20 protein-coding genes are annotated in these 22,078 nt (G+C 54.2%); 8 read left to right on the forward strand and 12 right to left on the reverse strand.

The features are described from left to right. The first annotated feature begins 23 nt into the window (after positions 1-23). From NSU14_RS20000 to NSU14_RS20015, 4 genes are all read left to right on the forward strand, one after another. Positions 24-941 carry a helix-turn-helix transcriptional regulator gene (locus tag NSU14_RS20000; protein WP_340946980.1) on the forward strand — a complete coding sequence of 306 codons (918 nt, stop codon included), beginning with the start codon at positions 24-26 and terminating at the stop codon, positions 939-941. Between the two features lie 63 nt (positions 942-1,004). Further along, a complete protein-coding gene (locus NSU14_RS20005) occupies positions 1,005-1,523 on the forward strand; it encodes a DUF1761 domain-containing protein (RefSeq protein ID WP_076248702.1) in 519 nt (172 codons plus the stop codon). A gap of 661 nt (positions 1,524-2,184) precedes the next feature. Beyond that, positions 2,185-2,754, forward strand: a complete 570-nt coding sequence (locus NSU14_RS20010) for a YdeI/OmpD-associated family protein (RefSeq protein WP_340946985.1) — start codon at positions 2,185-2,187, stop codon at positions 2,752-2,754. A gap of 226 nt (positions 2,755-2,980) precedes the next feature. After that, complete coding sequence (locus NSU14_RS20015; protein ID WP_340946987.1) at positions 2,981-3,160, forward strand: hypothetical protein; 180 nt, start codon at positions 2,981-2,983, stop codon at positions 3,158-3,160. A 737-nt stretch (positions 3,161-3,897) separates the two neighbouring features. Here NSU14_RS20015 and NSU14_RS20020 read toward each other — a convergent pair. The 8 genes from NSU14_RS20020 to NSU14_RS20055 form a co-directional block, all read right to left on the reverse strand. Beyond that, positions 3,898-4,305, reverse strand: a complete 408-nt coding sequence (locus NSU14_RS20020; RefSeq protein WP_042135553.1) for a VOC family protein — start codon at positions 4,303-4,305, stop codon at positions 3,898-3,900. A 477-nt stretch (positions 4,306-4,782) separates the two neighbouring features. Further along, positions 4,783-5,952: an N-acetylglucosamine-6-phosphate deacetylase gene (locus NSU14_RS20025; RefSeq protein WP_076242800.1), complete on the reverse strand. Its 1,170-nt coding sequence runs from the start codon at positions 5,950-5,952 to the stop codon at positions 4,783-4,785. Continuing rightward, positions 5,949-6,728, reverse strand: coding sequence for a glucosamine-6-phosphate deaminase (locus NSU14_RS20030; protein WP_340946991.1), 780 nt, complete (start codon positions 6,726-6,728; stop codon positions 5,949-5,951). Before NSU14_RS20030 ends, NSU14_RS20025 begins: the two co-directional genes overlap by 4 nt. Continuing rightward, positions 6,722-8,365 carry a response regulator transcription factor gene (locus tag NSU14_RS20035; protein WP_340946993.1) on the reverse strand — a complete coding sequence of 548 codons (1,644 nt, stop codon included), beginning with the start codon at positions 8,363-8,365 and terminating at the stop codon, positions 6,722-6,724. The genes NSU14_RS20030 and NSU14_RS20035 overlap by 7 nt, the downstream gene beginning before the upstream one ends. Before the next feature lie 19 nt (positions 8,366-8,384). After that, positions 8,385-10,184 carry a sensor histidine kinase gene (locus tag NSU14_RS20040; protein WP_340946995.1) on the reverse strand — a complete coding sequence of 600 codons (1,800 nt, stop codon included), beginning with the start codon at positions 10,182-10,184 and terminating at the stop codon, positions 8,385-8,387. A 118-nt stretch (positions 10,185-10,302) separates the two neighbouring features. Beyond that, on the reverse strand, positions 10,303-11,664 hold the full coding sequence (locus NSU14_RS20045) for an ABC transporter substrate-binding protein (protein ID WP_171718546.1): 1,362 nt from the start codon (positions 11,662-11,664) through the stop codon (positions 10,303-10,305). Positions 11,665-12,038: 374 nt separating this feature from the next. Continuing rightward, positions 12,039-12,827, reverse strand: coding sequence for a carbohydrate ABC transporter permease (locus tag NSU14_RS20050; protein ID WP_076242874.1), 789 nt, complete (start codon positions 12,825-12,827; stop codon positions 12,039-12,041). Positions 12,828-12,891: 64 nt separating this feature from the next. Continuing rightward, positions 12,892-13,746 carry a carbohydrate ABC transporter permease gene (locus NSU14_RS20055; protein ID WP_081970463.1) on the reverse strand — a complete coding sequence of 285 codons (855 nt, stop codon included), beginning with the start codon at positions 13,744-13,746 and terminating at the stop codon, positions 12,892-12,894. Positions 13,747-14,077: 331 nt separating this feature from the next. Between NSU14_RS20055 and NSU14_RS20060 the strand changes: the two genes are divergently transcribed. The 3 genes from NSU14_RS20060 to NSU14_RS20070 are packed head-to-tail and all read left to right on the forward strand — an operon-like array spanning position 14,078 to position 17,129. Then, positions 14,078-14,842 carry a sugar isomerase domain-containing protein gene (locus NSU14_RS20060; protein WP_039305225.1) on the forward strand — a complete coding sequence of 255 codons (765 nt, stop codon included), beginning with the start codon at positions 14,078-14,080 and terminating at the stop codon, positions 14,840-14,842. Then, a complete protein-coding gene (locus tag NSU14_RS20065; protein ID WP_340946998.1) occupies positions 14,839-16,650 on the forward strand; it encodes a family 20 glycosylhydrolase in 1,812 nt (603 codons plus the stop codon). Before NSU14_RS20060 ends, NSU14_RS20065 begins: the two co-directional genes overlap by 4 nt. 8 nt (positions 16,651-16,658) lie before the next feature. After that, the gene (locus NSU14_RS20070) at positions 16,659-17,129 is read left to right on the forward strand and encodes a GNAT family N-acetyltransferase (RefSeq protein ID WP_340947000.1); all 471 of its coding nucleotides are present in this window, start codon (positions 16,659-16,661) and stop codon (positions 17,127-17,129) included. Between the two features lie 126 nt (positions 17,130-17,255). On the opposite strand, the gene NSU14_RS20075 is transcribed toward NSU14_RS20070, so the two are convergent. From NSU14_RS20075 to NSU14_RS20085, 3 genes are all read right to left on the reverse strand, one after another. Beyond that, positions 17,256-18,023: a class I SAM-dependent methyltransferase gene (locus NSU14_RS20075; RefSeq protein ID WP_340947001.1), complete on the reverse strand. Its 768-nt coding sequence runs from the start codon at positions 18,021-18,023 to the stop codon at positions 17,256-17,258. Between the two features lie 13 nt (positions 18,024-18,036). After that, positions 18,037-18,831: an SDR family NAD(P)-dependent oxidoreductase gene (locus tag NSU14_RS20080; protein ID WP_340947003.1), complete on the reverse strand. Its 795-nt coding sequence runs from the start codon at positions 18,829-18,831 to the stop codon at positions 18,037-18,039. Between the two features lie 124 nt (positions 18,832-18,955). Continuing rightward, on the reverse strand, positions 18,956-19,975 hold the full coding sequence (locus NSU14_RS20085) for an AraC family transcriptional regulator (protein WP_340947005.1): 1,020 nt from the start codon (positions 19,973-19,975) through the stop codon (positions 18,956-18,958). Between the two features lie 201 nt (positions 19,976-20,176). Between NSU14_RS20085 and NSU14_RS20090 the strand changes: the two genes are divergently transcribed. Continuing rightward, positions 20,177-21,160, forward strand: coding sequence for a zinc dependent phospholipase C family protein (locus NSU14_RS20090; protein ID WP_340947007.1), 984 nt, complete (start codon positions 20,177-20,179; stop codon positions 21,158-21,160). 635 nt (positions 21,161-21,795) lie between these two features. Here NSU14_RS20090 and NSU14_RS20095 read toward each other — a convergent pair. Further along, a complete protein-coding gene (locus tag NSU14_RS20095; protein ID WP_340947008.1) occupies positions 21,796-21,966 on the reverse strand; it encodes a hypothetical protein in 171 nt (56 codons plus the stop codon). Between the last annotated feature and the right edge of the window lie 112 nt (positions 21,967-22,078).

A 22,078-nucleotide genomic window follows, 5' to 3' on the forward strand; every position in this document is an offset into this window, starting at 1 on the left:
CCATTGGACGGGGATGTATACCTATGAAACTGGAACGGCTGATCTCTATAATCTATAAGCTTTTGAATCACGAGGTGTTGTCTGCGGCCATACTGGCTGAAGAGTTTCAGGTATCACAGCGGACCATCTACAGGGATATCGATGTAATCTGTGCGGCGGGGTTCCCGGTCGTATCGTATCAGGGGATGAAAGGCGGATATGGTATGATGGACGGCTACAAAATGGATAAAAGTCTGCTCGGCACTTATGACGTCAACGCCCTGATTACTGTGCTCCGCAGTCTTTCTACCGTGTTTGAAGACGGGCGTGCGCAGGGGACTATTGAACGGCTGCAGACCATCGGACCGGAGCATCTGACGCAGAGTCTGTCCGTAGACCTCGACACCTTGCGGACGGAACCCGATGCGCTGCGTCATATACGGACTGCCATCACCGGGCGCATAGTGATCCGCTTCGATTATATCGACACCATGAATGAACGAACGGCCCGTGACATCGAGCCGCTGCGGCTTCATTTCAAATACCGGAACTGGTACATTTACGGATATTGCCGCACCCGCCAGGCTTACCGCGAGTTCCGCCTGTCCCGGCTGATGAATTTGATGCTGACCGGGGATACTTTCGGACCGCACCCGGAGGTGCCGGAAGAGGTTGCTTCCTCAGAGCACGCACGGCAGAACCAGCTGGAGGATGTAGTGATCCGGGTAAAGCCGGAAGCGTTGGCCGACGCGCTGGATCAGTTTCAGCAGATGGACAAGCAGTTTCACGAAGACGGAAGTATGACGATGCGCATTCCGGTATATCAGCCGCTCAGCGCACGCTGGTTATGGGCCATTCTGCTCAGTTTCGGCAGCGGTGCCGAGGTCCTCGAACCCCTCCCCCTGCGCGCCATCATCAAAGAGCATCTGCAAAACGCACTCAAACCTTATGAAGAAGTATGACACGCTGTTGTCAAACTTCTTTTTTTATGATGTAAGCAGACTTAAACACACGAGGAGGACATTATGTTTAATGTAATTCAAGAGATCAATGGGTTGGCTGTTGTGCTCGGGACGCTGGCGTTGTCTTTGGTGGGAGGCCTATGGTTCACTGTGGTTTGGGGCAAGGCGTATGCCTACGCTCTGGGAAAAGAGCATTCGCCAAGTGGAAACGGCGCTGCCGTCCTTAAGGAGGACGGTATCGGTTCAGCGGGAAATGGAAGGAATGTTAATCATACGAAGCAACATATGAACCCTTCTATTTCCAAAGAAAAACCGGCGCTCCGGTTCATCTTGGGTCCCCTCGTATGCGGACTGGTAACAACGGTGGCGATGGCGGTACTGTTCTATGCGTTCGAGATCGAAACCCTTGCCGATGCTCTCATCTTTGGCGGGATTGTCGGAGCAGGACTACTGGCGGCCACAACCGTGAATACCGGGATTAACCCCAACATCCCCCGGCCGCTGGTCTACGGACTGGTTAGCGGGAGCTACTTTTTCCTGTCCGGGCTGATTGTCAGTATAATTCTTGTAGCGATGAGTTGAAAAGTCGATGTTGTTGTACGTTTTGCAACATTAATTCATTGTTACTGGTGTAGCCGTAAGGATTCTTGTACGCGGTACAACAATTTCCCCGTTTAGCCGCTTGGTGAAGGACAATTGATGCCTTTTGTGCAACAGTTTTCGGTCAGGGCCGGTTTTGACGAGGGGAATGTTGTATTTCGTGCAGGATTACTTCAACGAACCACGATCGGTTCTCCAACACTGTTTCACCTTTAAGCTAAGCTGCCTGGTCTTCTTGTGAGAGCCAGGTTCGTACAACAGATCGCTCTAAAATCCGCCGAAAAATAGAATCTGCAGCACTTTGTACAATAGATATCTATGGAATAGGTGAATTTGGGCAGATAGCTGAAAATCAATTGTATGAAATACATCAGAATTGGTTTTAGCGCAGGATAACGCAGAATCTGTTGCAGAAAGTGCACTCAATGATGAGCTAGCTCTACCATTCTCAAGCGGTTACGCCTAGCGGATAGTTGAATATCTTGCAGGGACAGCTCGTTATAACTGTACAAACCGGATTAGGAGAAACTACAGTTAGACTTGAGCGGGAGTCTTCCCGCCATACAAACTGCCATTCATGTAAATCGTCCGTGCAGGTTCCTGTTCGGGCTATATAGTTGTCAGAAGGGGGTGTACAGTAACTATGAGCACTGAAAATTGGATTGCGGCTACATCAAGGGAAGAGTTGCGGAACTGGCTGCTGGTGAACAGCACGATTGAACCCTTTTGCTGGGTCGAAGCCACTATGAAGCCAGTCCCGGGTACGCAGCTGTACCTGGAAGCCGTTGAAGAAGCTTTGTGCTTCGGCTGGATCGATGGAGTGAAGAAGATGAACGCTGAAGCGAAGCTGGTGCAGAGACTGTCTCCCCGCAGCAGACGGAGTTCATGGACCGAGCTTAATAAAGAGCGTGTCCGCCGCCTGGAGAAGCTGGGCTTGATGCGTGAGGAAGGACGGCGGGTCCTTCCTGATATGGATATCCGCTCTTTTAGAATAGACAAGGTTATCGAAGAGAAGCTGAAAGAGGAAACGCAGGTGTATGAGAACTTCATGGCCTTTCCGGCGCTCTACCGGCGGGTGCGGATCGATACCATACAAAGCTATATCCATCAGCCTGAAGTGTATCAGCGCAGACTGGAGAAATTCATCGCAAACACCAGAGCCAATACTATGTACGGCCAATGGCATGATAACGGGCGCCTGCTGGAGTATTAGGTCCTGCACTGCTTGTATTTAGAGAAGTTGGCGGGAGAGTGATTTAGGGGGCTGGCGGGGACTGGCGGGAAATTTGCGGGGATTGGCGGGAGCTGAGCGGAACTCGGCGAGGCCGGGCGGGACTTGGCAGGACTCGGCAGGACTCGGCAGGACTCGGCGGGAGCTGGGCGGGAGCTGGGCGGGACTTGGCGAGGCTGGGCGGGACTCGGCGGGAGCTGGGCGGGACTTGGCGAGGCTGGGCGGGACTCGGCGGGAGCTGGGCGGGACTTGGCGAGGCTGGGCGGGACTCGGCGGGAGCTGGGCGGGACTCGGCGGGAGCTGGGCGGGACTCGGCGGGAGCTGGGCGGGACTCGGCGGCACTCCGCGGGAGCTGGGCGGGACTCGGCGGGAGCTGGGCGGGGGATGAATAGCTTCACGATCGTGTACGCTCGTGAATAGGAATGAGAATCCACTATTTGGGCAAAATAGGTGATTTTTCGGTCTTGCGGACTCAGAATCGCTTACATGGCTGCCAGCTCCACATTTTAGGGTCGAATGAACAAAATAACTGATTCTCAGTCCGTTTGGGCGTTGAATGCAGTGTTTTGGGCAAAATAGCGTCTTCTCAGTCCGCATTCCCCTGCTGATCGCCATCTGCTGAGCTAACGGTCCTGCCACACTGGCGGCCATTCGCTCCAGAACACCACCAGTAATCTGTCTTTCAGGTATGCCTCCGCCATTCTACAATGCCCGGCTTGGTACAATCTCAGAACTAATGAAATGAGTTCATTTCATGCAGAAATTTATGTGTTCGGTTTCAGCTTCAACTGGAAACTTAAAGGATAGTTGTACATTGTACAACTAAAAACCGCGAAAAGGCAGGCTCGCCTCCTATAACTGTATTCTGTACAACTATATCTGCCCGAAGCGGCGTAAACCATCTATAAGGGGCAGTTTAATTGCACGGAATACAACTAAACGAATAATTGGTTGAAAATCAGGCGATTTAGTTGTACAAAGTGCACTTAAGCATACCACGCACCGCATTCCGCATACCATAATAGCGTCACTGCCAACCCTCAAAAGGTTCCTCGTATAAACGAGCAAAAAACAAGCCCCCGTATCCGGAAGCCTGTCCTCATGCACACTTATATCCACACCATGCTATTGCGCGTTCTCATCCATATACATGACTTCCCACAGATGTCCGTCGATATCCTGAAAGCTCCAATTGTACATAAACCCATGGTCTACCGGATCATTGAACGGTTTGCCGCCGGCCCCAAGTGCCTTATGCACCAGTTCGTCCACCTCTGCCCTGCTTGCTGCTGAGAAGGCGAGGATAACCTCCGTGTGTCCGGCAGTATCCACAACCGATTTCGAAGTGAAGGTGTTAAAAAATTCTTTGGTCAGCAGCATGGCAAACGTGTTGTCATTGATGATCATGCATGTTGCGTTCTCATCCGTGTACTGCGGGTTGAACTCAAATCCGAGCGCGGTAAAAAAGTTGATCGAATCCTGCAGATTATTCACCGGCAAATTAACAAAAAGCTGGCCTGCCTTATATCCCACTTTCTAATCACCTCTGCATCCATGGAGTGTGTTCCGCACCATTATAGCATGAACTTGTCTCAGGCAAAAAGTTGCGGATGGCGGTGCGATCGCAGGGGCGGGTGCGATGCGAGGGCTGATGCAGGTGCAGGTGCGATAGCTAGTGCGGATGCAGATGTAGGGTCAGGTGCGTTAGCTAGTGCGGGTGCAGATGTAGGTGCAGTTGCGTTAGCTAGTGCGGGTGCAGATGTAGGTGCAGGTGCGTTAGCTAGTGCGGGTGCAGATGTAGGTGCAGTTGCGTTAGCTAGTGCGGATGCGGGGGCAGTTGCAGATGCGTTAGTTAGTGCGAGTGCGGATGCGGGGGCAGGTGCGTTAGCTAGTTCGGGAGCGGGTGCTGATGTAAGTTAAGGTGCTGATGCAGATGCGCTCGCGAGTGCAGGTGCGAGGGCGGGCGCAGCACCCCGCAGCACCTCCCGGCAAAAAAACTACCGCCGGGCATCAGCCCCGGCGGTACACCCATTCGCCGGCTTTGCAGAGCGCCGCCAGCGCCGGCCCCGCGCTGCCCCGGCGGAGCAGCGCAATATCCGCCGGCGCGCCGGCGGCCAGGCCCGCGGCCTCCGGCAGGGCCATGAAGCCTGCCGGGTGCACGGACGCCATGTCCCAGGCGTCCGGCAGATCGGCCAGGCCCGCGGCGCTAAGGCGCGCGATGTGGCGCAGCAGCATCTGCGCCGAACCGGCCAGCAGCCCGGGCTGGCCGGCGAGATGCAGCCGGCCCTCAGGGGTCAGCACCACGCGGCCGCCGACCGGCGTGTCGTAGCTGCCGGGCGGCAGGCCGGCGAGGGCAACGGCATCGCTGATCAGCAGCGCCCGGCTGCCCTTGACCTTCATCGCAACCTTCAGCACCTCATCAGGGAGGTGGAAGCCGTCGGCGATCAGGGTGCACCACAGCTCATCTTCCGCGAGCTGGGCCCACAGATAATTCGGATGACGCGGCAGCATGGCATGCGCCCCATTGCCGAGATGCGTGGACAGCCGTGCTCCGGCAGCGGCCGCCTCCGAAATCTGTGCCGGGCTTGCCGAGGTGTGCCCGATGGAGACCGTCACGCCCTGCCGCACGCAGTGGCGGATGAACTCCGCACTCCCTTCCCATTCCGGGGACATCGTCACGATGGAGATCCGCCCGCCTGCCGCCTCCTGCCACTGGTCGAACAGGGCCGTACTCGGCGGACGGATATGCTCCAGACTATGCGCTCCGCGCGGACCGTCTTCGGCTGAGAGAAATGGCCCCTCCAGATGGATGCCGCCAATCGTGGCAGCGGCGGCAGCATCCTCTTCACAGGCCCGGGCAATCGCCCGCATTGCGCCGTGAATCGTATACGCAGCACCGGTGATCACGGTCGGATAGCAGGTGGTTATGCCTTCAGTCCACAAGGCGCGGATGGCTTCCTTGACAGCCTCCGCGGTCAGCACCGGATGATTGAAGTCATGGCCTCCATAGCCGTTGATCTGCAGATCTACCAGGCCGGGCGCAGCTACCGGCAGCTCCAGCAGTTCGTCCGGCGGCAGCAGCAGCGGTCCATCCAACGGTTCAATGGCAGCAATAATGCTGCCCTCCAGATGGATACGGACCGGTTCGCCTGTACGGTAATGCAGCGCATCCACAATCATCGCACAACCGCTCCGAAGGAATCCGTGTCCACAAACAGCCGGCAATCCCCGTGGCTGCGCAGGATTGTGGACGGACAGGCCGTGGAGACAGATTCATGCAGCGTGCGGGTAACTGCTCCGCGCTTAGTCGGACCCGGGACCATGCAGAACAGCCACTTGGCAGAGAGCAGTACAGGAATCGTCAAGGTCAGTGCCTGCTGCGGGACCTCCTCCAGACTGGCGAAGCATCCGTCATTCACCTGCTGGGTGCGGCAGGCGGCATCGAGGGTCACCGCTTTGACCAGCCGGGGATCATGAAAATCCGCAACCGGAGGGTCATTGAAGGCCAGATGGCCATTCTCGCCAATGCCGAGGCAGACAATATCGATGGGAGCCTCCGCCAGCAGCCTGCCATAACGCTCACATTCAGCCTCAAGCTCTTCGGCAGGATTGATATAATGAACCCTGCCCGGCTTCACCTTGTCGAACAGCGCTTCCCGGAGGAAGCTGCCAAAGCTCTGCGGCGAGCCTTCCGGGAGTCCGAGATATTCGTCCATATGGAAGGCCGTAATCCGGCTCCAGTCCAGATCCTTGGCTGCGGCAAGCTCGGCAAGGAATTCATTCTGGGAAGGGGCGGCGGCGAAAATAATTCTTACGAAGGTCTTGGACGCCAGCAGCGCCCGGATCGCCGCGGCTGCTTCACGCCCTGCCGCAGATCCCAGCAGCTGCCGGTTCTCAAACACACGGACAAGCATGGAACCTGCCACTTCGGTATGGATTGGTGTCACTTTCAGCATGAGTAGTTCCTCCCTGTGCCTTGTGGTTGTCCGTTCCTTGTTCCTTCCTCACCCCGGAATTCACCCGGAGTGAAGCCTGTATGCAGCTTGAACAGCTTGGTGAAATAGCTTTTGTTCTCGTAGCCCAGCTGCTCGGCGACCTGCTCCACACTTTGCGGAGACTGGTCCAGCAGCTCTTTGGCATGCTCCATCTTGGTGTGGGTGACATAGTGAATGAAGCTCATCCCGGTTTCTTTTTTGAACAGGCGGCTGAAATAGCTCGAATTCAAGTGAGTGTATTCGGCTACCTCCTCCAGCGTAATTTTACGGTTCAGATGCCGGTCCACATACTGCTTCACCTTCTTGATCTCATCCCGCCGTGTCTCCTGGTACATCTCCCGGATCACCGGCAGACGTTCATAGAAGAATTGCAGGGACCACTCTTCCAGGCTGTCAATATGCTCAATGGCAGTGATAGTGTCATGCAGCATCTCCAGGGAGAAGGTCGACTGGAACTGTTGCCGGGCCATCAGCCGCATCTGGTTATCATAGAGCAGCTTGAGCACCCATTCCTTGACCTGGCGCGGAGCAAAGCGCTTCACACGGATATAATCCATCCATTTGGACAGCAGCTCCTCCAGCCGCCCGGCCGATTCCTCCAGGAACGCTTCCCGGATCTCCCGGGAGGCTTCGGTGTAATGCTGAAACAGATCCTCACCGGTGAACGGCTGGAGCTCCTTCAGCCCGGTCAGCCCGCCCGGCTTCAGATAAAAGGCATTCTCCCGCCCCTGTGTAAGCAGCGTTATAATCCCTTCACGGAAATGCCCGCTGCCGGGCGGAATACACAGATATTGAAAGGATGCCCCTACCCCCGGCATGCTCTGAACCGCAGAACGCAGCTTGCCGAGCATGGAGATATGGCCGGCACTTGCGCCATTGCCCATCCCTCCGGTGAAGACCAGCACGCAGTCCCGCCCGCTGTAGGGCAGACATACGGCGGCCGTTCCATCCTGAAGCACCGCTTCGGCGGCGGATTCCACCAGTGCCATTAGCGCAAGATCATCCCGGACCGGCTCCCCGGTACTGCCGCTGACCCGGCATAGAACGGCTACATTCGCTGTCAACTCGGGTACAATCCCCAGCTCGGCGGCATCCGGAAGCCATTCGGTGTCCGGCAGCTCCCGGGCGGCAATCCGCCGCAGCACACTCTGCTTCAGCAGCACCTTTTGATTCTCCGCCATGCTTTTCCATTTCAGCGTCTGGGCTTTGTCCGCATCCCTGCGCCGCAGCTCATCGCCAATCTCCTGCAGCAGACCGGTAATCAGCTCGCGGCTGATCATCTCCTTGAGAATGTAATCGCTCACCATCAGCTTCACCGCCTGCTGCGCATACGTGAAATCATCCATACATGACAGCACCACAACGCGTAAATCTTCGTTCATCAGCTTCAGCTCGCGGATCAGCTCAATGCCGTCCATATAAGGCATGCCAATATCCGTTATCACAATATCCGGCATACCAGCCTGCGCTTTCTCCAGGGCAACCAGACCATTTTTGCAGGCCGAATGAAGGGTCAGTCCAAGCTCGTTCCAGGGAATTACTGCCGAGAGAAAGTCCAGTACCGGATAATCATCATCCACCAGCATCACGCTATACATCGTTCCCACTCTCCCTTTCCTAACCTTGATCCGGAATTTCTTCAGGAAGCACAAACAGGAAGGTTGTCCCTTGTCCGGGGATACTGTCAATGGTAACCTGGAAGGCTGAACCGTAGGTCAGATACAGACGCTCGTATACGTTCGACATTCCAATATGAGCCAGTCTGCTGGACGGCATGGCTTCCAGCTCCGGCGGCTCGGAGCCAACCTCTGCCCGGAGCCGGTTCAGGGTCACCTCATCCATGCCCCGGCCGTTATCTTCAATCGCGATTAGCAGCCGGCTGTCCTGGGTCCAGGTGCGGATCAGAATGCGTCCGCTCTCCTGGCGCAGGCCGTGAATGTAAGCATTCTCGATAACCGGCTGCAGCAGGAAGCGCGGGATTTTCAGCCCAAGGCTCTCCGAGGTGCAGTCTGTATCCAGCGTAACTTCATCGGCCTGGCGGAAATTCAGCAGCTCCACATAACTCCTGACAATATGCAGCTCATCATGCAGAGAAGTATACTCATCGCGCTGTTGAATGGTCATCCGCAGCAGCCGGGACAGCGAGAACAGCAGCTCCGCATTCTCCTCATCCCCCCGCATCATAATGCGCAGGCGGATGGAATTAAGAATATTGAACAGGAAATGCGGATTGATCTGCGATTGCAGCATCGCCAGCTCGGCCTTGCGCTTCTGCGCCTGCTCCACCTTAATCTGTTCGATCATTTTCTCCACCCGGTCCAGCATATGGTCAAAGGACTTGCCAAGCCGCCCAATCTCGTCATACCCGCGCACGCCGGAACGGATGCCAAGCTCACCCTGCTCCACTCTGGCCGCTACGCCGTCCAGCCTGATTACCGGCTTCGTGAACTGACGGACCAGCAGGACCAGGATCAGCAGGAAGAACGCTCCCGATACGATCTGCACGGCTGTACTCCAGCGGTGGGTTGCACTGATCTGGCTGACCGCCTCGCGGTAAGGCGACAGGCTGACGATCCGGTAATTTCCATAGGGAATATCCAGGCTGCTTAGCAGATATTGTTCATTCCGGTAGTCCATGAAACGTGAATCCGCTGTACCCGTCAGTTCATCCGCAAGCGCAAACGGCTGACCCAGGCGCGTCTTGTCCCGGGAGGCCAGTACCGTTCCGTCAGGTGCAATCAGCAGTGTCTCCTGGCCTTTACGGTTATCATTGAAGATCTGGCTGATCCGGCTCTCGGCGATACTGATAATGACCGTCGCATAAGTGGAATTGGAGGACAGCTTGAGATTGCGGGCAATCGTCAGCACCTGCGGGCTGGTCTGGGCAACGGTAGGAATATAGTTATCGAGCACACCTGCCCAGTAGAGATCGAAGACAGGCTGCTGACGGGCTTTTTCCATCCAGGGCTGCTGCAGCAGGGCGCCGACATCCAGCTTGGCGTAAGGATAATTCGAATAATATTGGCCGTCTGAGGTAAGCACGGTGACAAATGTTTTCTCCATCATGGAGGTCACGCTTTCGAGCTTTTCGGTAACCTCTTTGAATTCCAGTACATTCTTGGCTGTATCCGGCTGATGCAGCTTACTGCGCTGCCAATTTTCTTTGAGAATAAGCGTAATCCCGGGATCGAACTGAATGTAATTCGACACCAGCACCATATTGCTGAGAAGGTTCGAGATATACATGCTCTCCTGCTCCAGCGAACGGCGTTCATTCTGAATCACCTGGGAGCGGAGGATGTGCTCGGTATAGGAATTGGAAATATACAGGGTAATGGAGGCGGGAAGCAGCAGACAGAGCAAGGAAGCTACGAGCAGCTTGTTGCGAAAACCGAGTTTCCATCCTTTTGGCAGCAATGGCAATCCCCCCTTCACAATCAGACGATCGTTTTCTTTGCTTCTATCATATCAGCTTTCCGCCTCCAGTAATTCATTTCCCAGTAATATTTCGACAAAATATGACGGTTCGCTTTATTTACTTATTGGCGTCCACGATCTTTTGCAGTTCAGCTTGCGCTTTGCTGACCGTAGTTTCCAGATCCTGCTGTTTCAGGATGTACAGCTCGGTTTCTTTGGTAAAAGCAGTTTCCAGCTCGCCCTGATAGGTCGGCGGTACACTCAGCGGAGCTGGCTTGGCATTCTTGATTACGTAGGCCAGTGAGGTTTCGTCAATCTTGTCCGGGCTCATGGCGGATGCCTTCACTCCGGCGATGTATTGATCGACATCCTGCTTCTTCCAGGCGGAGTATACATTCTGCATCTGCTCACCCTCTGTGGAATACCAGCGGATGAAATCATAGGCTTCCTGCTGATGCTGCGATTTCTCCAGAATGCCCACATAGTTGCCGTTGGCAATACTGACTCCGGCAGGCTGTCCGGCGCTGTTGGAAGGCATCGGTGCAAAGGCAGTGGTGAACGTAGCCGGGAATTCCTCCGATCCGCCCGCTTCTCCAATCATCCAGTTGCCGGTCACAATCATCGCGGCATGTCCGGTGAAGAATTCAGAACGGTAAGCCAGCTTCTGGGAGATGGTATCTGCATAAGGTACAGCCACTCCGGATTCCTCCGCCTTGCTGCGCAGCTCCAGGGATTGTCGGATACCCGCGCTGTCAATATTTACGATGCCGTTATTGACCAGGTTGTTGTCCTTCTCCTGGTTGATGATGGCCAGCTCCCAGTACATCGCCCAGGTATGGAAATAAGTGCCGAAGGTCTTGGATGGCCCGGTACCGCTGGTCAGCTTGGCGGAATAGTCAAGATAGTCATCCCAGCTCCATTCCGTAGGCACAGCCAGTCCAGCCGCATCCAGCTTGTCCTTGTTCAGCAGGACAAAATAATTCTCCAGGGTATCGGGAAGTGCATACACCTGTCCGTCTACGGATGGATCAATCGTATATTCATCCGCCAGCGTGATGCCTTCTTTGCTTATCAGGTCATTCAGCGAAGCCAGCAGTCCGAGTCCCGCACGCTGTGAGTAGTCGGTTGCACCCGGCATGAACACAACGTCCAGGTTCTCGCCGGAAGCAACGAGGAGATCCAGCTTCTTCATCCCGGCCACGGAATCGCCGTTGTCAGCCAGCTCCACGTATTCCAGTGTAATTCCCGGATGGGAATCCTCGTACGCCTGCAGAATAGGTTCCATATCCGCCGCAGGTGACCAGTTGGCGACTTTGATCGTGACAGGTTCTGCAGAAGGTGCAGCACTCTCCGCCGCATCCGGTGCAGCAGTGCTGCTATTAGTGGGAGATGCATTATTAGTGTTGTTCGAATTGCCGCAGCCCGCCAGGGCTACAAGGAGCACGGTGATCCATACCAACGCGAATACATTCTTTTTCATTAATAACACCCCTTCTAATGTGAGTTCTCCCTGCCTATGAAGCTTGTCCGGCAGCTGTTCCTTATCGATGTGTATGCTGAACTTTAAATATTCCTATAGGTTAATCGTAACTGCGGTGAATATTTGGACTTCCAGCCGCTGTTGTCCCCAGATTTCTTGATTTAAACCGCTCTTCGCGGTAGAAATCCGGTGACTGCTGATGCTTCCGAAGTGAGCTTTCCTATGGAAAGCTCTCAGGCGTACGCATTCGCTCTTCCAGTTCCAAAATCCCCCTCCGAACTTATCCTTTTAGTCAGTTTTCAAGTTCAACTCACTGACAGTCACGTCCGCTCCACCCACCTCCGGTTATGCAACTTCCGGGAACTTGCCAGCCTTCACCCCTTCACCCCCCCCAAGGAAATGCCTTCGATGACCTGCTTCTGGCCGAGGATGAACACTACCAGCAGCGGTACAATTGCCGAGACGGAAGCCGCCATGATGAGGGAGTAGAATGCGCCGTTACGGTCAGCGAAGGCATTCATGCCAAGCTGAAGGGTATAGAGCGTCTTGCTGTTCAGGAAGACCAGCGGCGTCTGAAAATCATTCCAGGTCCAGATAAACCGCAGAATGGCATAAGTGGCAATCGCCGGCCGGACCAGCGGAAACAGAATGGAGAGGAAAATACGGATATGGCCCGCCCCGTCGATCTGCCCGGATTCGATATATTCATTCGAGAGTGAGGCGAAAAACTGGCGGAGCAGGAAGGTTCCCAGTACGCTGAACCCGCCCAGCAGAATCAGGCCCAGATGGGTGTCGTACAGGCCGATGGTGCGGAACATGATGAACAGCGGCACCAGCGTGGCTTCCGCAGGAATCATATAAGTGGCCAGCACCACCACAAATAATGCGTTTCTGCCCGGGAAGCGGATTTTGGTGAAGCCGTAGGCGGCCATGCTGGAGACGGCTACGGACAGGAGTGTCGTGAGTGCTGTGACTTTGATGGAGTTCCAATAATACAGGGTAAAGTTCGCTTTGCCAAACCACACAGAGTGGTAGTTGAACGCTGCCCTCCAGGTTTGCGGAATCCATTCGATCGGATATTTGAACACATCAGCCTCCGGCTTGAGCGAAGCGGACAGCATCCATATAAAAGGGAGCAGGAATACGATGCCCAGCAGCGCCATAAGTAGAGTGATAACCGCTTTTCCCCAGTCCAGATTCTTTAATTTCACAGGGGTCCCTCCCTTTCTAGTAATTGACCCAATAGCGCTGTCCCAGCCACTGCAAGCCGGTGATGGCGAGTACGATAACGAACAGAACCATGACCATAGAAGAAGCATAACCCGTCTGGAGATCCACAAATGCGGTCTGATACATGTCATAAACCACAACGGAAGTAGAGTTGGCCGGACCGCCCTCCGTCAGCACCTTGACCAGCGCGAAGGATTTGAAATTGCCGATAATTCCGGTCACCAGCAGGAAAAAGGTCGTCGGCGTCAGCAGCGGAAAAGTAATGGAGCGGAACTGGGCGAACTTCGAGGCACCGTCGATTGTCGCCGCTTCATACAGATCGGCAGGAATATTCTTGATTCCCGCAATGTAGATAATCAGCGAGACCCCGAGGTCTATCCAGATCATCAGCAGCATGACCGATGGAAGCGCATACGAAGGATCGGCCAGCCATTTGGGCGGGTTGTCCACTCCGAGTGCCGACAGGAAACCGTTAACCGGACCGTAGGAGGGATGGAACAGAACCTGCCACACTACTGCGACAGCGACGACACTGGAAATCTGGGGCATGAAATAGATGACCTTGAACGCACCCGGCGCGTAGACATGATTGGTGATAATCACCCCCAGGATCAGCGCTATGGCCATTCCCACCGGTACCGCCAGCAGCATAATGAAATTATTGCCCAGCGACTTCAGAAACACTTCATCCTGAAACAGCTGGCGGAAGTTGTCCAGTCCGTTCCAGCGGATCTTGTCAAACCCGGTGACGAACGACCACTTGGTGAAGCTGAGTATGAAGGAGAAAATCATAGGGATCAGCGTAAATACAATTACTCCGAGCAGCATGGGCCCGGTGAACAGATAACCCATCCATATTTCTTTCCATTTCCGTTTGTTTCGGCGGATGACCGGATTCTCCCGGGACTGTGGCAAGGCAACTGACGTCTTCAAGGCTCTGTCCCCCCTCTTGCGTGATGTTATCTCTCATTATAGAAAAGCAAAGAATTTTACATAAGTCACGATCCTGACCCGTTCAGAAAAATTTTTACCTGCCGTTGTCCCAATCAGCGATTTGCACACATCATGGCATGCTGCTGGCCAAATCAGTCAAAAACGGTGCGGATTTGCGCAAAATAGTTGATTTACTCCGCCTGCCCGCTTTGTTATCTTCTAGGCAAGCACATAATTAGGAGGAATGTAAATGAACGCAAAGTCAGATATTATGTCCGCTTATATGGAAAGCATTGTGGAGCTGCTGAATGAGATACGGAGTGAGCCGAGGGAGAAGCTGGTGCAGGTGGCGGAGCTGCTTGCAGATCATATTGCAGAGGATAAGCTGGTCTATCTGTACGGTCCGGGCGGGCATTCCAACATGAATGCTACCGAGGTCTTCTTCCGCGCAGGTGGCCTGATGCATATCAGCGCTATATTAGATGAAGGCACGATGATCTCGAACGGCGCTCTGCGCTCGATGGCCGTTGAACGTACTCCCGGCTACGGAACACTTGTTATAGAAGATAACCGGCTGGGCGAAGGTGACATCCTCATCCTTGCCAATGCCTACGGCATTAACACCGCCTGTGTCGATGCTGCCCTGGAGGCGCGGCGCCGGGGGGTTACAACGATTGCCGTTACCTCTGTCGGCCATGCCGAAGCTACCCCCAAGAATCATATTGCCCGACATCCTTCGGGGCAGAACCTGTATGAGCTGTGCGACTATGTTCTGGACAGCAAGGTCAAGCCGGGCGATGCTGCACTGCATATTGAGGGAATTGAACCGAAGATGGGCTCGACCTCAACCTTCGCCAACGCTTTCCTGCTGAATTCACTGATGATGACCACGGCTGCCTGTCTCGGGGAAAAAGGGATTGAGGTGCCGGTCTGGCGCAGCGGCAACGCTCCGGGCGGGGATGAATGGAATAACCGCTTCATTGAGCGCTTCAAAGGCCGGGTCCGCTGGCTATGAACATTCCATTGATTCCGCAGCCTCAGGTGGTGCAGAGCCGGGGACCGGAACCGGTCAGCGGCATCCGCGGCTGGACGGTGCAGCTATGGATTCCCGGGAATGATGTCCGGTTATTGGCGGCAACGCAAGGAATATTCGCGGGGGTGACAGAGGTTCAGGAGCCAGGAGGCAGCGCTGTATACGCACTGGTCTCGGAGGGAACCCGCTTCAATCCCCGCATGGCCCGGCGGGTAGAAGGCAAGCATGACGGATACGTATTGATTACAGATACAGACCGGGTTGAACTATACGCGCTCAGCGCTTCCGGGCTTTTCTACGGGATTAAGACACTGGAACAGCTGCTGGATAGCGGCGGAGGCGCCATACCTGCACTGACGGTGGCCGACTGGGCGGATCTGCGGCTGCGCAGCGATTATCTGGATCTGCGCACCGTCTATCCGACCTATGAGCATATGCTGGAGTATATTGCGGAGCTGGCGCGCTATAAGATTAATACACTGATCATCGAATATGAGGACAAGCTGCCGTTCCGGAAGCTGAGCTTCCTCCGCCATCCCGGGCTGGCCTTCACCGAGGAAGAACACAGTCAGCTCCTGCAGAATGCACATGACCATTTCGTCACCGTGATTCCGAAGCAGCAGTCCTTCGGGCATCTGGAATATATTCTGAAGCATCCGGTCTACATCGGGCTGCGCGAGGTCCCCGAGACCGTGTCGGAGCTATGCCCGCACCGCACAGGATCCTTCGAGATGATGGCCGGAATTCTGGAGGAAGTGGCTGCACTTCATCCGCACAGCGATTATCTCCATCTGGGCTGTGATGAGGTCTGGACGCTCGGCACCTGTGAAGACTGCCGGAATTCCGGGCTTACCCCGGAGGCCTCCTTCATCCGCTTTGTCAATCAGCTGGCTGAGAAGACAATCAGCCTCGGCAAAACACCGATGATCTGGCATGACATGATCATGCACGCCACCCTGGACGAGATCGCCGCACTCGACAAGCGTGTCGTAGTGGTGGTCTGGATCTACGGCGGGCACCGGATGAAGGCGGATGCCCGGCTCATTCTCCACAAGCTGCGCGACGCCGGCATTGAGACCATCGGCGCCTCCTCTGTCCGCTGCTGGGATGATAACGGCGACCAGAATTATCCGGTCATTCATAACCGGATCAAGAATGTGCTAGACTGGATTCAGCTGGCGCAATCGGAGCAGCTGGAAGGGATCATTCATACGAACTGGGGATGCCCGTTCTCGCTGGGCAGTCCCTACGGCCTGTTCGAGACCTCGCGTTATCCGGCGTTTTTTGCCGCAGAACAAAGCTGGAATGCCAAGGCGGATATTTCATCCTTCCTGGCCCGTTTTCTGCACCAGTTCCACGGGCTTGATACGAGCCAGCTGAGCGGAGAAGAATGGGCAGATTATGCGGTAACCGACTATTATTCCCTGATTCCGCAGCTGCTTCCGGCTGTGAGGAAGAACCGCCTCACTGCCGAGCTGATCGATGCGATGATTCAGTATGAGATTCCAGCGCAGCGCCGCTCTCCGCTGCATACGTTCCTCTTCCGCGGAGCAATGTCGCCAGGCAGTGAGGAAGTGATTACCTTCCTCCGGGATAAGTACAGAAGCGGATACGGCGATCTATTCAGAGCCAAGCAGCGGATGCAGAGCGTACTTGCAGAGCTGCTCCCTCCGCAGATGGCGGAGCTGTTCATCCGCTCCCGGTTCTACCGGCCGGAATTATTCGAAGCGGACCTGCACGGAATGATCACTGATCTTGAGATGATTGAACAGAAAGCGGGGGATAGCTGATGCCTGATATGCTCGTTAAGTTATATGATCTGCCTGACAATAGTGCGCTGCTGGAACGTCTGCGGGGAGAAGGAATTGCCATCAAACGGGCAATGACCGGGGATAAGCAGGCCATTGTGGATTTTGTCGGCCGCCACTTCACGAATAGCTGGCGGAATGAATGCGAGACGGCCTTCTCGCATCTGCCTGTCCATTGCTATATTGCCGTGAAGCAGGGCGAAGTGATCGGCTTTGCCTGTCACGATGTTGTTGTGAAGAACTTCTTCGGCCCGACCGGCGTGCTGGAGGATTACCGGGGCCTCGGCATCGGGAAGGCACTGCTGCTGGAATGCCTGTCCGCGATGCACCGGAACGGCTACGGCTACGCCATCATCGGCTGGGTCGTGGACGCAGTGCCTTTCTATGAGAAGACTGTCGGCGCGATTGCGGTCCCTGATTCTTTTCCCGGCGTATTCCGCGACTTGATCAGTATGGACTAAAATGCCCCTCTGATACAGCAAACAGCGGCAGCCAAGGACCTAAATGTCCCTGAACTGCCGCTGTTTCATTGTCATTGCAGATGACCTATTCCGCCGAGCTAGCAGAAATCGATAATCGGAAATCCTTTATTTTCTGCCCAAATGCAGGTCGATTGTATCATAAATAGTTAACACATCACCGGACTTCATAATCGCCGCGCTGATCTCTTCCTCAAACGGCTCTTTAATAGCAGACGGCATGCTTCTATGGTCTGAATATGTATTAAGCAGGGCAATGTAATCCGCCGAGGAGAAGCTTCTGGTTAGGTGATACAACTTGAACTGGATATCTTTGAACCCGTAGGTACGCAGATTCTGTGAGATGGCCTGGTATTTTCCCGTATCATGTTCGATTAATTTGGTATTTGAGGGCCTGTACTGCTGGTAAATACGCTGAATATGCTGATGTAATTCTTCATCCTCCCGCGCTGCAAAAGGCCTGTTCCAGAATAAGGCCACTGTTCCGCCCTTCTTCAATAATTCACGAACCTTCGGGTAACCAACGTCCTCTGGAATCCAATGAAATGCAGTAGCGGAGTAAATGAGGTCTACGCTGTCGTCCGGGCCTGTGAATTCTTCAAATGTAGTATTATGCACCCTGAAATTCTTGTGTTCCCGGAACTTTAGTTGTGAGTATTCCGCAAGGTCTGCCCCAAGTTCAATGGCAGCTAATTCACAGCCCGTTTCCAGAAAAGGCCGGGTAGCCTGGCCCGTTCCGATCCCGATTTCAATGACCTTCCCGCCCTGCCCGATCCGGGAATACGCTATAATGTCCCGGAATAATTCCGCACAATAAGCCGGTCTCCATTTATCATAATTCGCCGCATCCTCATTGAATGTTAACCGTTTATCCATACATCCTCCTCCTTCAGTAAATAACCGGCACCATTCCCCCATCCATACGGATTGGAGAGCCTTTAAATGCTGCCGCATAGGGACTGCATACAAAAGCAGCCAGCCTGCCGATCTCCATAGGCTTGATGAAACGCTGTAATTCAGATTGCGGCAGACTTGCAGCCATAAATTTCTTCTCTTTTTCTGCAAACGTCAATTTCTCGTCAGGATACATCCCGTCAATGATTTGCTGCACATTCTCAGACAGTGTAGGTCCAGGCATGATTGTATTAACCGTGACCTCAGTTCCTGCTGTCAGTTTGGACAGACTCTTGGACAAGGACAGCAGCATGGATTTGGTCATTGCATATTGAGGCATTTGTCCTGAAGGCATGACGGCTTCTTCACTGGCGATGAAGAGGATACGGCCGTAGTCTTGTTTCAACATTCCAGGGATATATAATTTCGTTAATCCGTTTGCAGCAAGCACATTCGTACGGAAATACTTCTCCCATATGTCATCGTCAACATCCTCATACTGCATCAATTCATAAATGCCCATATTGTTGATCAGAAGATCAACGCTGGGGAATTTCGCGAATAATGCTTGCCTTTGTGCAGCGTCCACTATATCAGCAGCGGCATTCTGAGGAGTGGTGTCCGGGAAATTCATCTTCAATTCACTGACGGTCCGCTCTGCCTCTTCGTAATTTCGTCCATTGACCAATACGTTAACGCCTTCCTTGGCAAGCTCTATAGCAATGGCTTTCCCTATGCCTTTCGTAGATCCTGTAACTAATGCTGTTGTGTTGTTTAATCCCATATCCATAATTCACTTCTCCTTATTCGAACATTCCTGTGTTCCGGATAGTGATTATTGTACCCCGCCGGGATTATTCAGTAACTAGCCCCATGTGCCAAACTTCTTGTTTAACACGCCAAAAAAATACTGCTCACAAAATGCCGGCATCCGGAAGATGCTCAGCACGCCACTTCGAAGGAGTGTCCCCCTCCCACAGACGGAAAGCACGGTAGAAGGAGTTCTGGTCCTCGTAGCCAAGCAGGTAAGCCACTTCTTTAATATCAAGCGAAGGGTCTGCCAAATACTCCCGGGCCTGCTCATGCCGCGCTTCTGTCAACACCTGCTTGAAGGTCGTATTTTCGTCAGTCAGCCGGCGCTGCAGGGTCCGGCCGCTCATCTTAAGCTGCTTCGCAGCGGCCTGAATGCCGGGGCATCCTCCTGCGAGGCTGTGTTTAATGACCATTTTGACTCTTCCGGTAATAGAGCGGTTGTCATGCAGTTCAACGAGTGACCGGTCCAGAGCGGGTGTCAGGATCTCCAGCAGCTCCTCGTTATACGATACAAAGGGAAGATCCAGATCACTTCGATGCAGCGTCAGCCGGTTACATTGCCCGCCTGCCTGGATTGCACAGCCGAAGTAGGCTTCGAGGACCCGTTCATCGCCCATGGACTGCGTAAATTCGACGGACTGCGCCTTCAAGGGACGGCCTGTCCCCTTCCTCCCAAGCTCCAGAAGAAAGGCCAAAGTGATCCCCGCCAGCACCGGAGGACCGGATGCTTCGGTATTCAGCCATTCCAGTTCAACTGTACAATGCCCGTTCTCCTCCGTGATCCGCAGGCTTTCGGGAGGACACAGCTGCTTGTATCTGGCCATACGTTTCAGAGCATCGCGGTAGTCACGGGCGTGATACGTTGCTAAGACGGCGGGGGGATACTGCGTGGTTTCAAAGGCGGCTGCAAGCTTGATGATCCCCTCTGCAGTGTCCCCGGTGAGCTCGGAATACGCCTGCCAGATTGCGAAATATTGGGCAGTGGTGACTGAGGATTCCGTTGTTATCGATTCAGGCAGCTGTGCATGGCGGGCCACGTCGCGGGAGGCAATTCCTAAGTGATTTATGCCTGCCCAGAATCCCGGAGGTATTCTAATAAGGTCAGAGAGACGGGACTTCATACGTACGGACCTCCTTTTGCCAGTTGTAAATTCATAGCTGTGGTTGTATTAAAGCCATATAAGAATACTCTTATGCCCGTTGCGATGTCTAGAGATGGAATGAAATTCATCCACATTTCTCATTTTGTTTTAACATGCAGGCGTTACAATGGATTCAGATCATAACTAAGTGTGCTCACAAAACCTGTAGGAGGATTAATCATGCCTAATATCTGGATGCATCTCGAATACGGGCAACAGCTGGCCGGGGAATTCCGCAGCCGGTTCCCGTTCTTACATAAGCTTCAGCAGCAGGAACAGTTGTATAATCTAGGCTGTCAGGGTCCGGATTTCCTGCTGTATCATAGTTTTCTGCCCTGGAGCAAGGATGCGGGGGCCCTTCATCTCGGGGATCTGATGCATACGCAGCACTGCGGGCCTGTGCTTATTGATTGCTGGGAAGCTGCGCGGACTCTCGAAGGGCCAGAGGCAGACCAGGCCCGGCTCTACTTCCTTGGCTTCCTGACCCATCATCTGCTGGACCGGAACCTGCATCCGTACATTAACTGGAAGGCAGGCTACAAATTCCGCGATCACCAGCGGTTCGAAATCGATTTGGATACCTTGTTCATGAAACGGCTGCGGGGCGTCAATACCTGGCAGAATGCCGCCTGGACAAGAATAGACGCAGGTCCCCGGCTGCCTGAGCCGGTTCATCATATTCTTCACACCACTGCACTCCGGCACTATCCGGAAGCCATGGGCAAGCTGCCCTCCGAGATCTGGCAGAGCTCCTACCGGGATATGGTGCTGGCTCACAGATGTCTTTATGATCCGAAGGGCTGGAAGAAGGCCCTAGCCTGGGGCCGTACCCGCCGTCTGTTCTCCCGGAAGCTGACTGCCCATGAAGAGCAGCTGGATTATCTGAATGACCGGCACTCCGAGTGGCGGCATTCCGCACTGTATTCCGAGGTCCGGACGGAATCTGTCTGGGAGCTGTGGGAGCAGGCGCTGGAGGAAGGCCGGACCGTGCTCACCGCGCTCGCCGATTGGCTGGAATGTACGGACGCCGCCGCGGCAAGGCACAAGCTCGATCAGTTCATCACAGTACTGGGCGACCGCTCTTATGATACGGGCAAGGAATGCAGCATGAACCTGCAGAACCAATATGCAGAGCCCATCTGGACCAGCCTGCCTGGCAGCTGATCGCAGTCAGCGTCTCATCCGGCTCTGCCGCCGCTTCAACCGGGCAATGAAGCCGCCCAGGGGGCGGCGCGGGGAACGGGTGGGCGCTTGGCAGAAACTTGGGCGCTCCCAGCGGCGCTTCGCAGTAACTTGGCCGCTTCCGGCCGCGCTTTGCAGTAACTTCGCCGCTCCCGGCGGCACCTCACAGTAACTTCATGACCCGTCAGCTGATGATGCGGACTGAAAATCCGCTATTTGAGCAAAACAAGCAGATTTCCCGCCCAACCGGACTCAGTCCGCATACTCTTCATATGGAGGTTTTTTGCTGAAATAACGGAATCTCAGTCCGCTTCAGCGAAAAGGACAAATCATATTACTGGCGCGAAGCAACTACAAAGTTTACTTTGGAACAACATCATCCCGCCCGCTTCCGGCGCCTCCAAACCGAGTTATCGCATATTCCAACTGTATAATCTCCCAAGCAGCCAAAAAGCGCCCGGTTTCCCGGACGCTCCTTGTAATCCATCCTATATTTTTCCTATCATCACGTACTGTTCCTATAATCACTGGTAATGTTCCTATTGTCACGTATTGTTCCTATTATCCCATTGTCGTGATAATTCCGATGCCGTTCCATGCCCGGCTTATATCAACAATTACAAAGGCTCCCTCGGAATAATCTCCGGCGGGGTCTGCGGAATAATTTCCGGCTGCTTCTGCGGAGGAACCTCCGGCGGAATTACAACCGGTCCCGGTTCAGGGATCATGTCCGGCTTCACTTCGGGTACAACTTTCGGTGGAACCTCTGGCGGCAGATCTTTATTCATATCCTCTTACCTCCTTCATTCCTGATACCTATGTATACCCGCTCCACCCCTTCTTGAAAAAAAGCGGATTCGAAACTCCCCAATCTTCCTCTATGCCAGATGTTTAACCTGC

This window comes from Paenibacillus sp. FSL R10-2771 (assembly GCF_038000205.1).
GTDB lineage: Bacteria > Bacillota > Bacilli > Paenibacillales > Paenibacillaceae > Paenibacillus_AQ > Paenibacillus_AQ phytohabitans.

Bases quoted from the DNA above. Each gene is read 5' to 3' on its own strand.
- NSU14_RS20090 (WP_340947007.1), top strand. From the start codon at position 20,177: ATGCCTAATATCTGGATGCATCTCGAATACGGGCAACAGCTGGCCGGG.
- NSU14_RS20080 (WP_340947003.1), bottom strand. From the start codon at position 18,831: ATGGATATGGGATTAAACAACACAACAGCATTAGTTACAGGATCTACG.
- NSU14_RS20060 (WP_039305225.1), top strand. From the start codon at position 14,078: ATGAACGCAAAGTCAGATATTATGTCCGCTTATATGGAAAGCATTGTG.
- NSU14_RS20075 (WP_340947001.1), bottom strand. From the start codon at position 18,023: ATGGATAAACGGTTAACATTCAATGAGGATGCGGCGAATTATGATAAA.
- NSU14_RS20035 (WP_340946993.1), bottom strand. From the start codon at position 8,365: ATGTATAGCGTGATGCTGGTGGATGATGATTATCCGGTACTGGACTTT.
- NSU14_RS20005 (WP_076248702.1), top strand. From the start codon at position 1,005: ATGTTTAATGTAATTCAAGAGATCAATGGGTTGGCTGTTGTGCTCGGG.
- NSU14_RS20000 (WP_340946980.1), top strand. From the start codon at position 24: ATGAAACTGGAACGGCTGATCTCTATAATCTATAAGCTTTTGAATCAC.
- NSU14_RS20025 (WP_076242800.1), bottom strand. From the start codon at position 5,952: ATGATTGTGGATGCGCTGCATTACCGTACAGGCGAACCGGTCCGTATC.
- NSU14_RS20070 (WP_340947000.1), top strand. From the start codon at position 16,659: ATGCTCGTTAAGTTATATGATCTGCCTGACAATAGTGCGCTGCTGGAA.
- NSU14_RS20065 (WP_340946998.1), top strand. From the start codon at position 14,839: ATGAACATTCCATTGATTCCGCAGCCTCAGGTGGTGCAGAGCCGGGGA.
- NSU14_RS20030 (WP_340946991.1), bottom strand. From the start codon at position 6,728: ATGCTGAAAGTGACACCAATCCATACCGAAGTGGCAGGTTCCATGCTT.
- NSU14_RS20045 (WP_171718546.1), bottom strand. From the start codon at position 11,664: ATGAAAAAGAATGTATTCGCGTTGGTATGGATCACCGTGCTCCTTGTA.
- NSU14_RS20095 (WP_340947008.1), bottom strand. From the start codon at position 21,966: ATGAATAAAGATCTGCCGCCAGAGGTTCCACCGAAAGTTGTACCCGAA.
- NSU14_RS20050 (WP_076242874.1), bottom strand. From the start codon at position 12,827: ATGGCGCTGCTGGGCATCGTATTCCTGCTCCCTTTTATATGGATGCTG.
- NSU14_RS20055 (WP_081970463.1), bottom strand. From the start codon at position 13,746: ATGGGTTATCTGTTCACCGGGCCCATGCTGCTCGGAGTAATTGTATTT.
- NSU14_RS20010 (WP_340946985.1), top strand. From the start codon at position 2,185: ATGAGCACTGAAAATTGGATTGCGGCTACATCAAGGGAAGAGTTGCGG.
- NSU14_RS20085 (WP_340947005.1), bottom strand. From the start codon at position 19,975: ATGAAGTCCCGTCTCTCTGACCTTATTAGAATACCTCCGGGATTCTGG.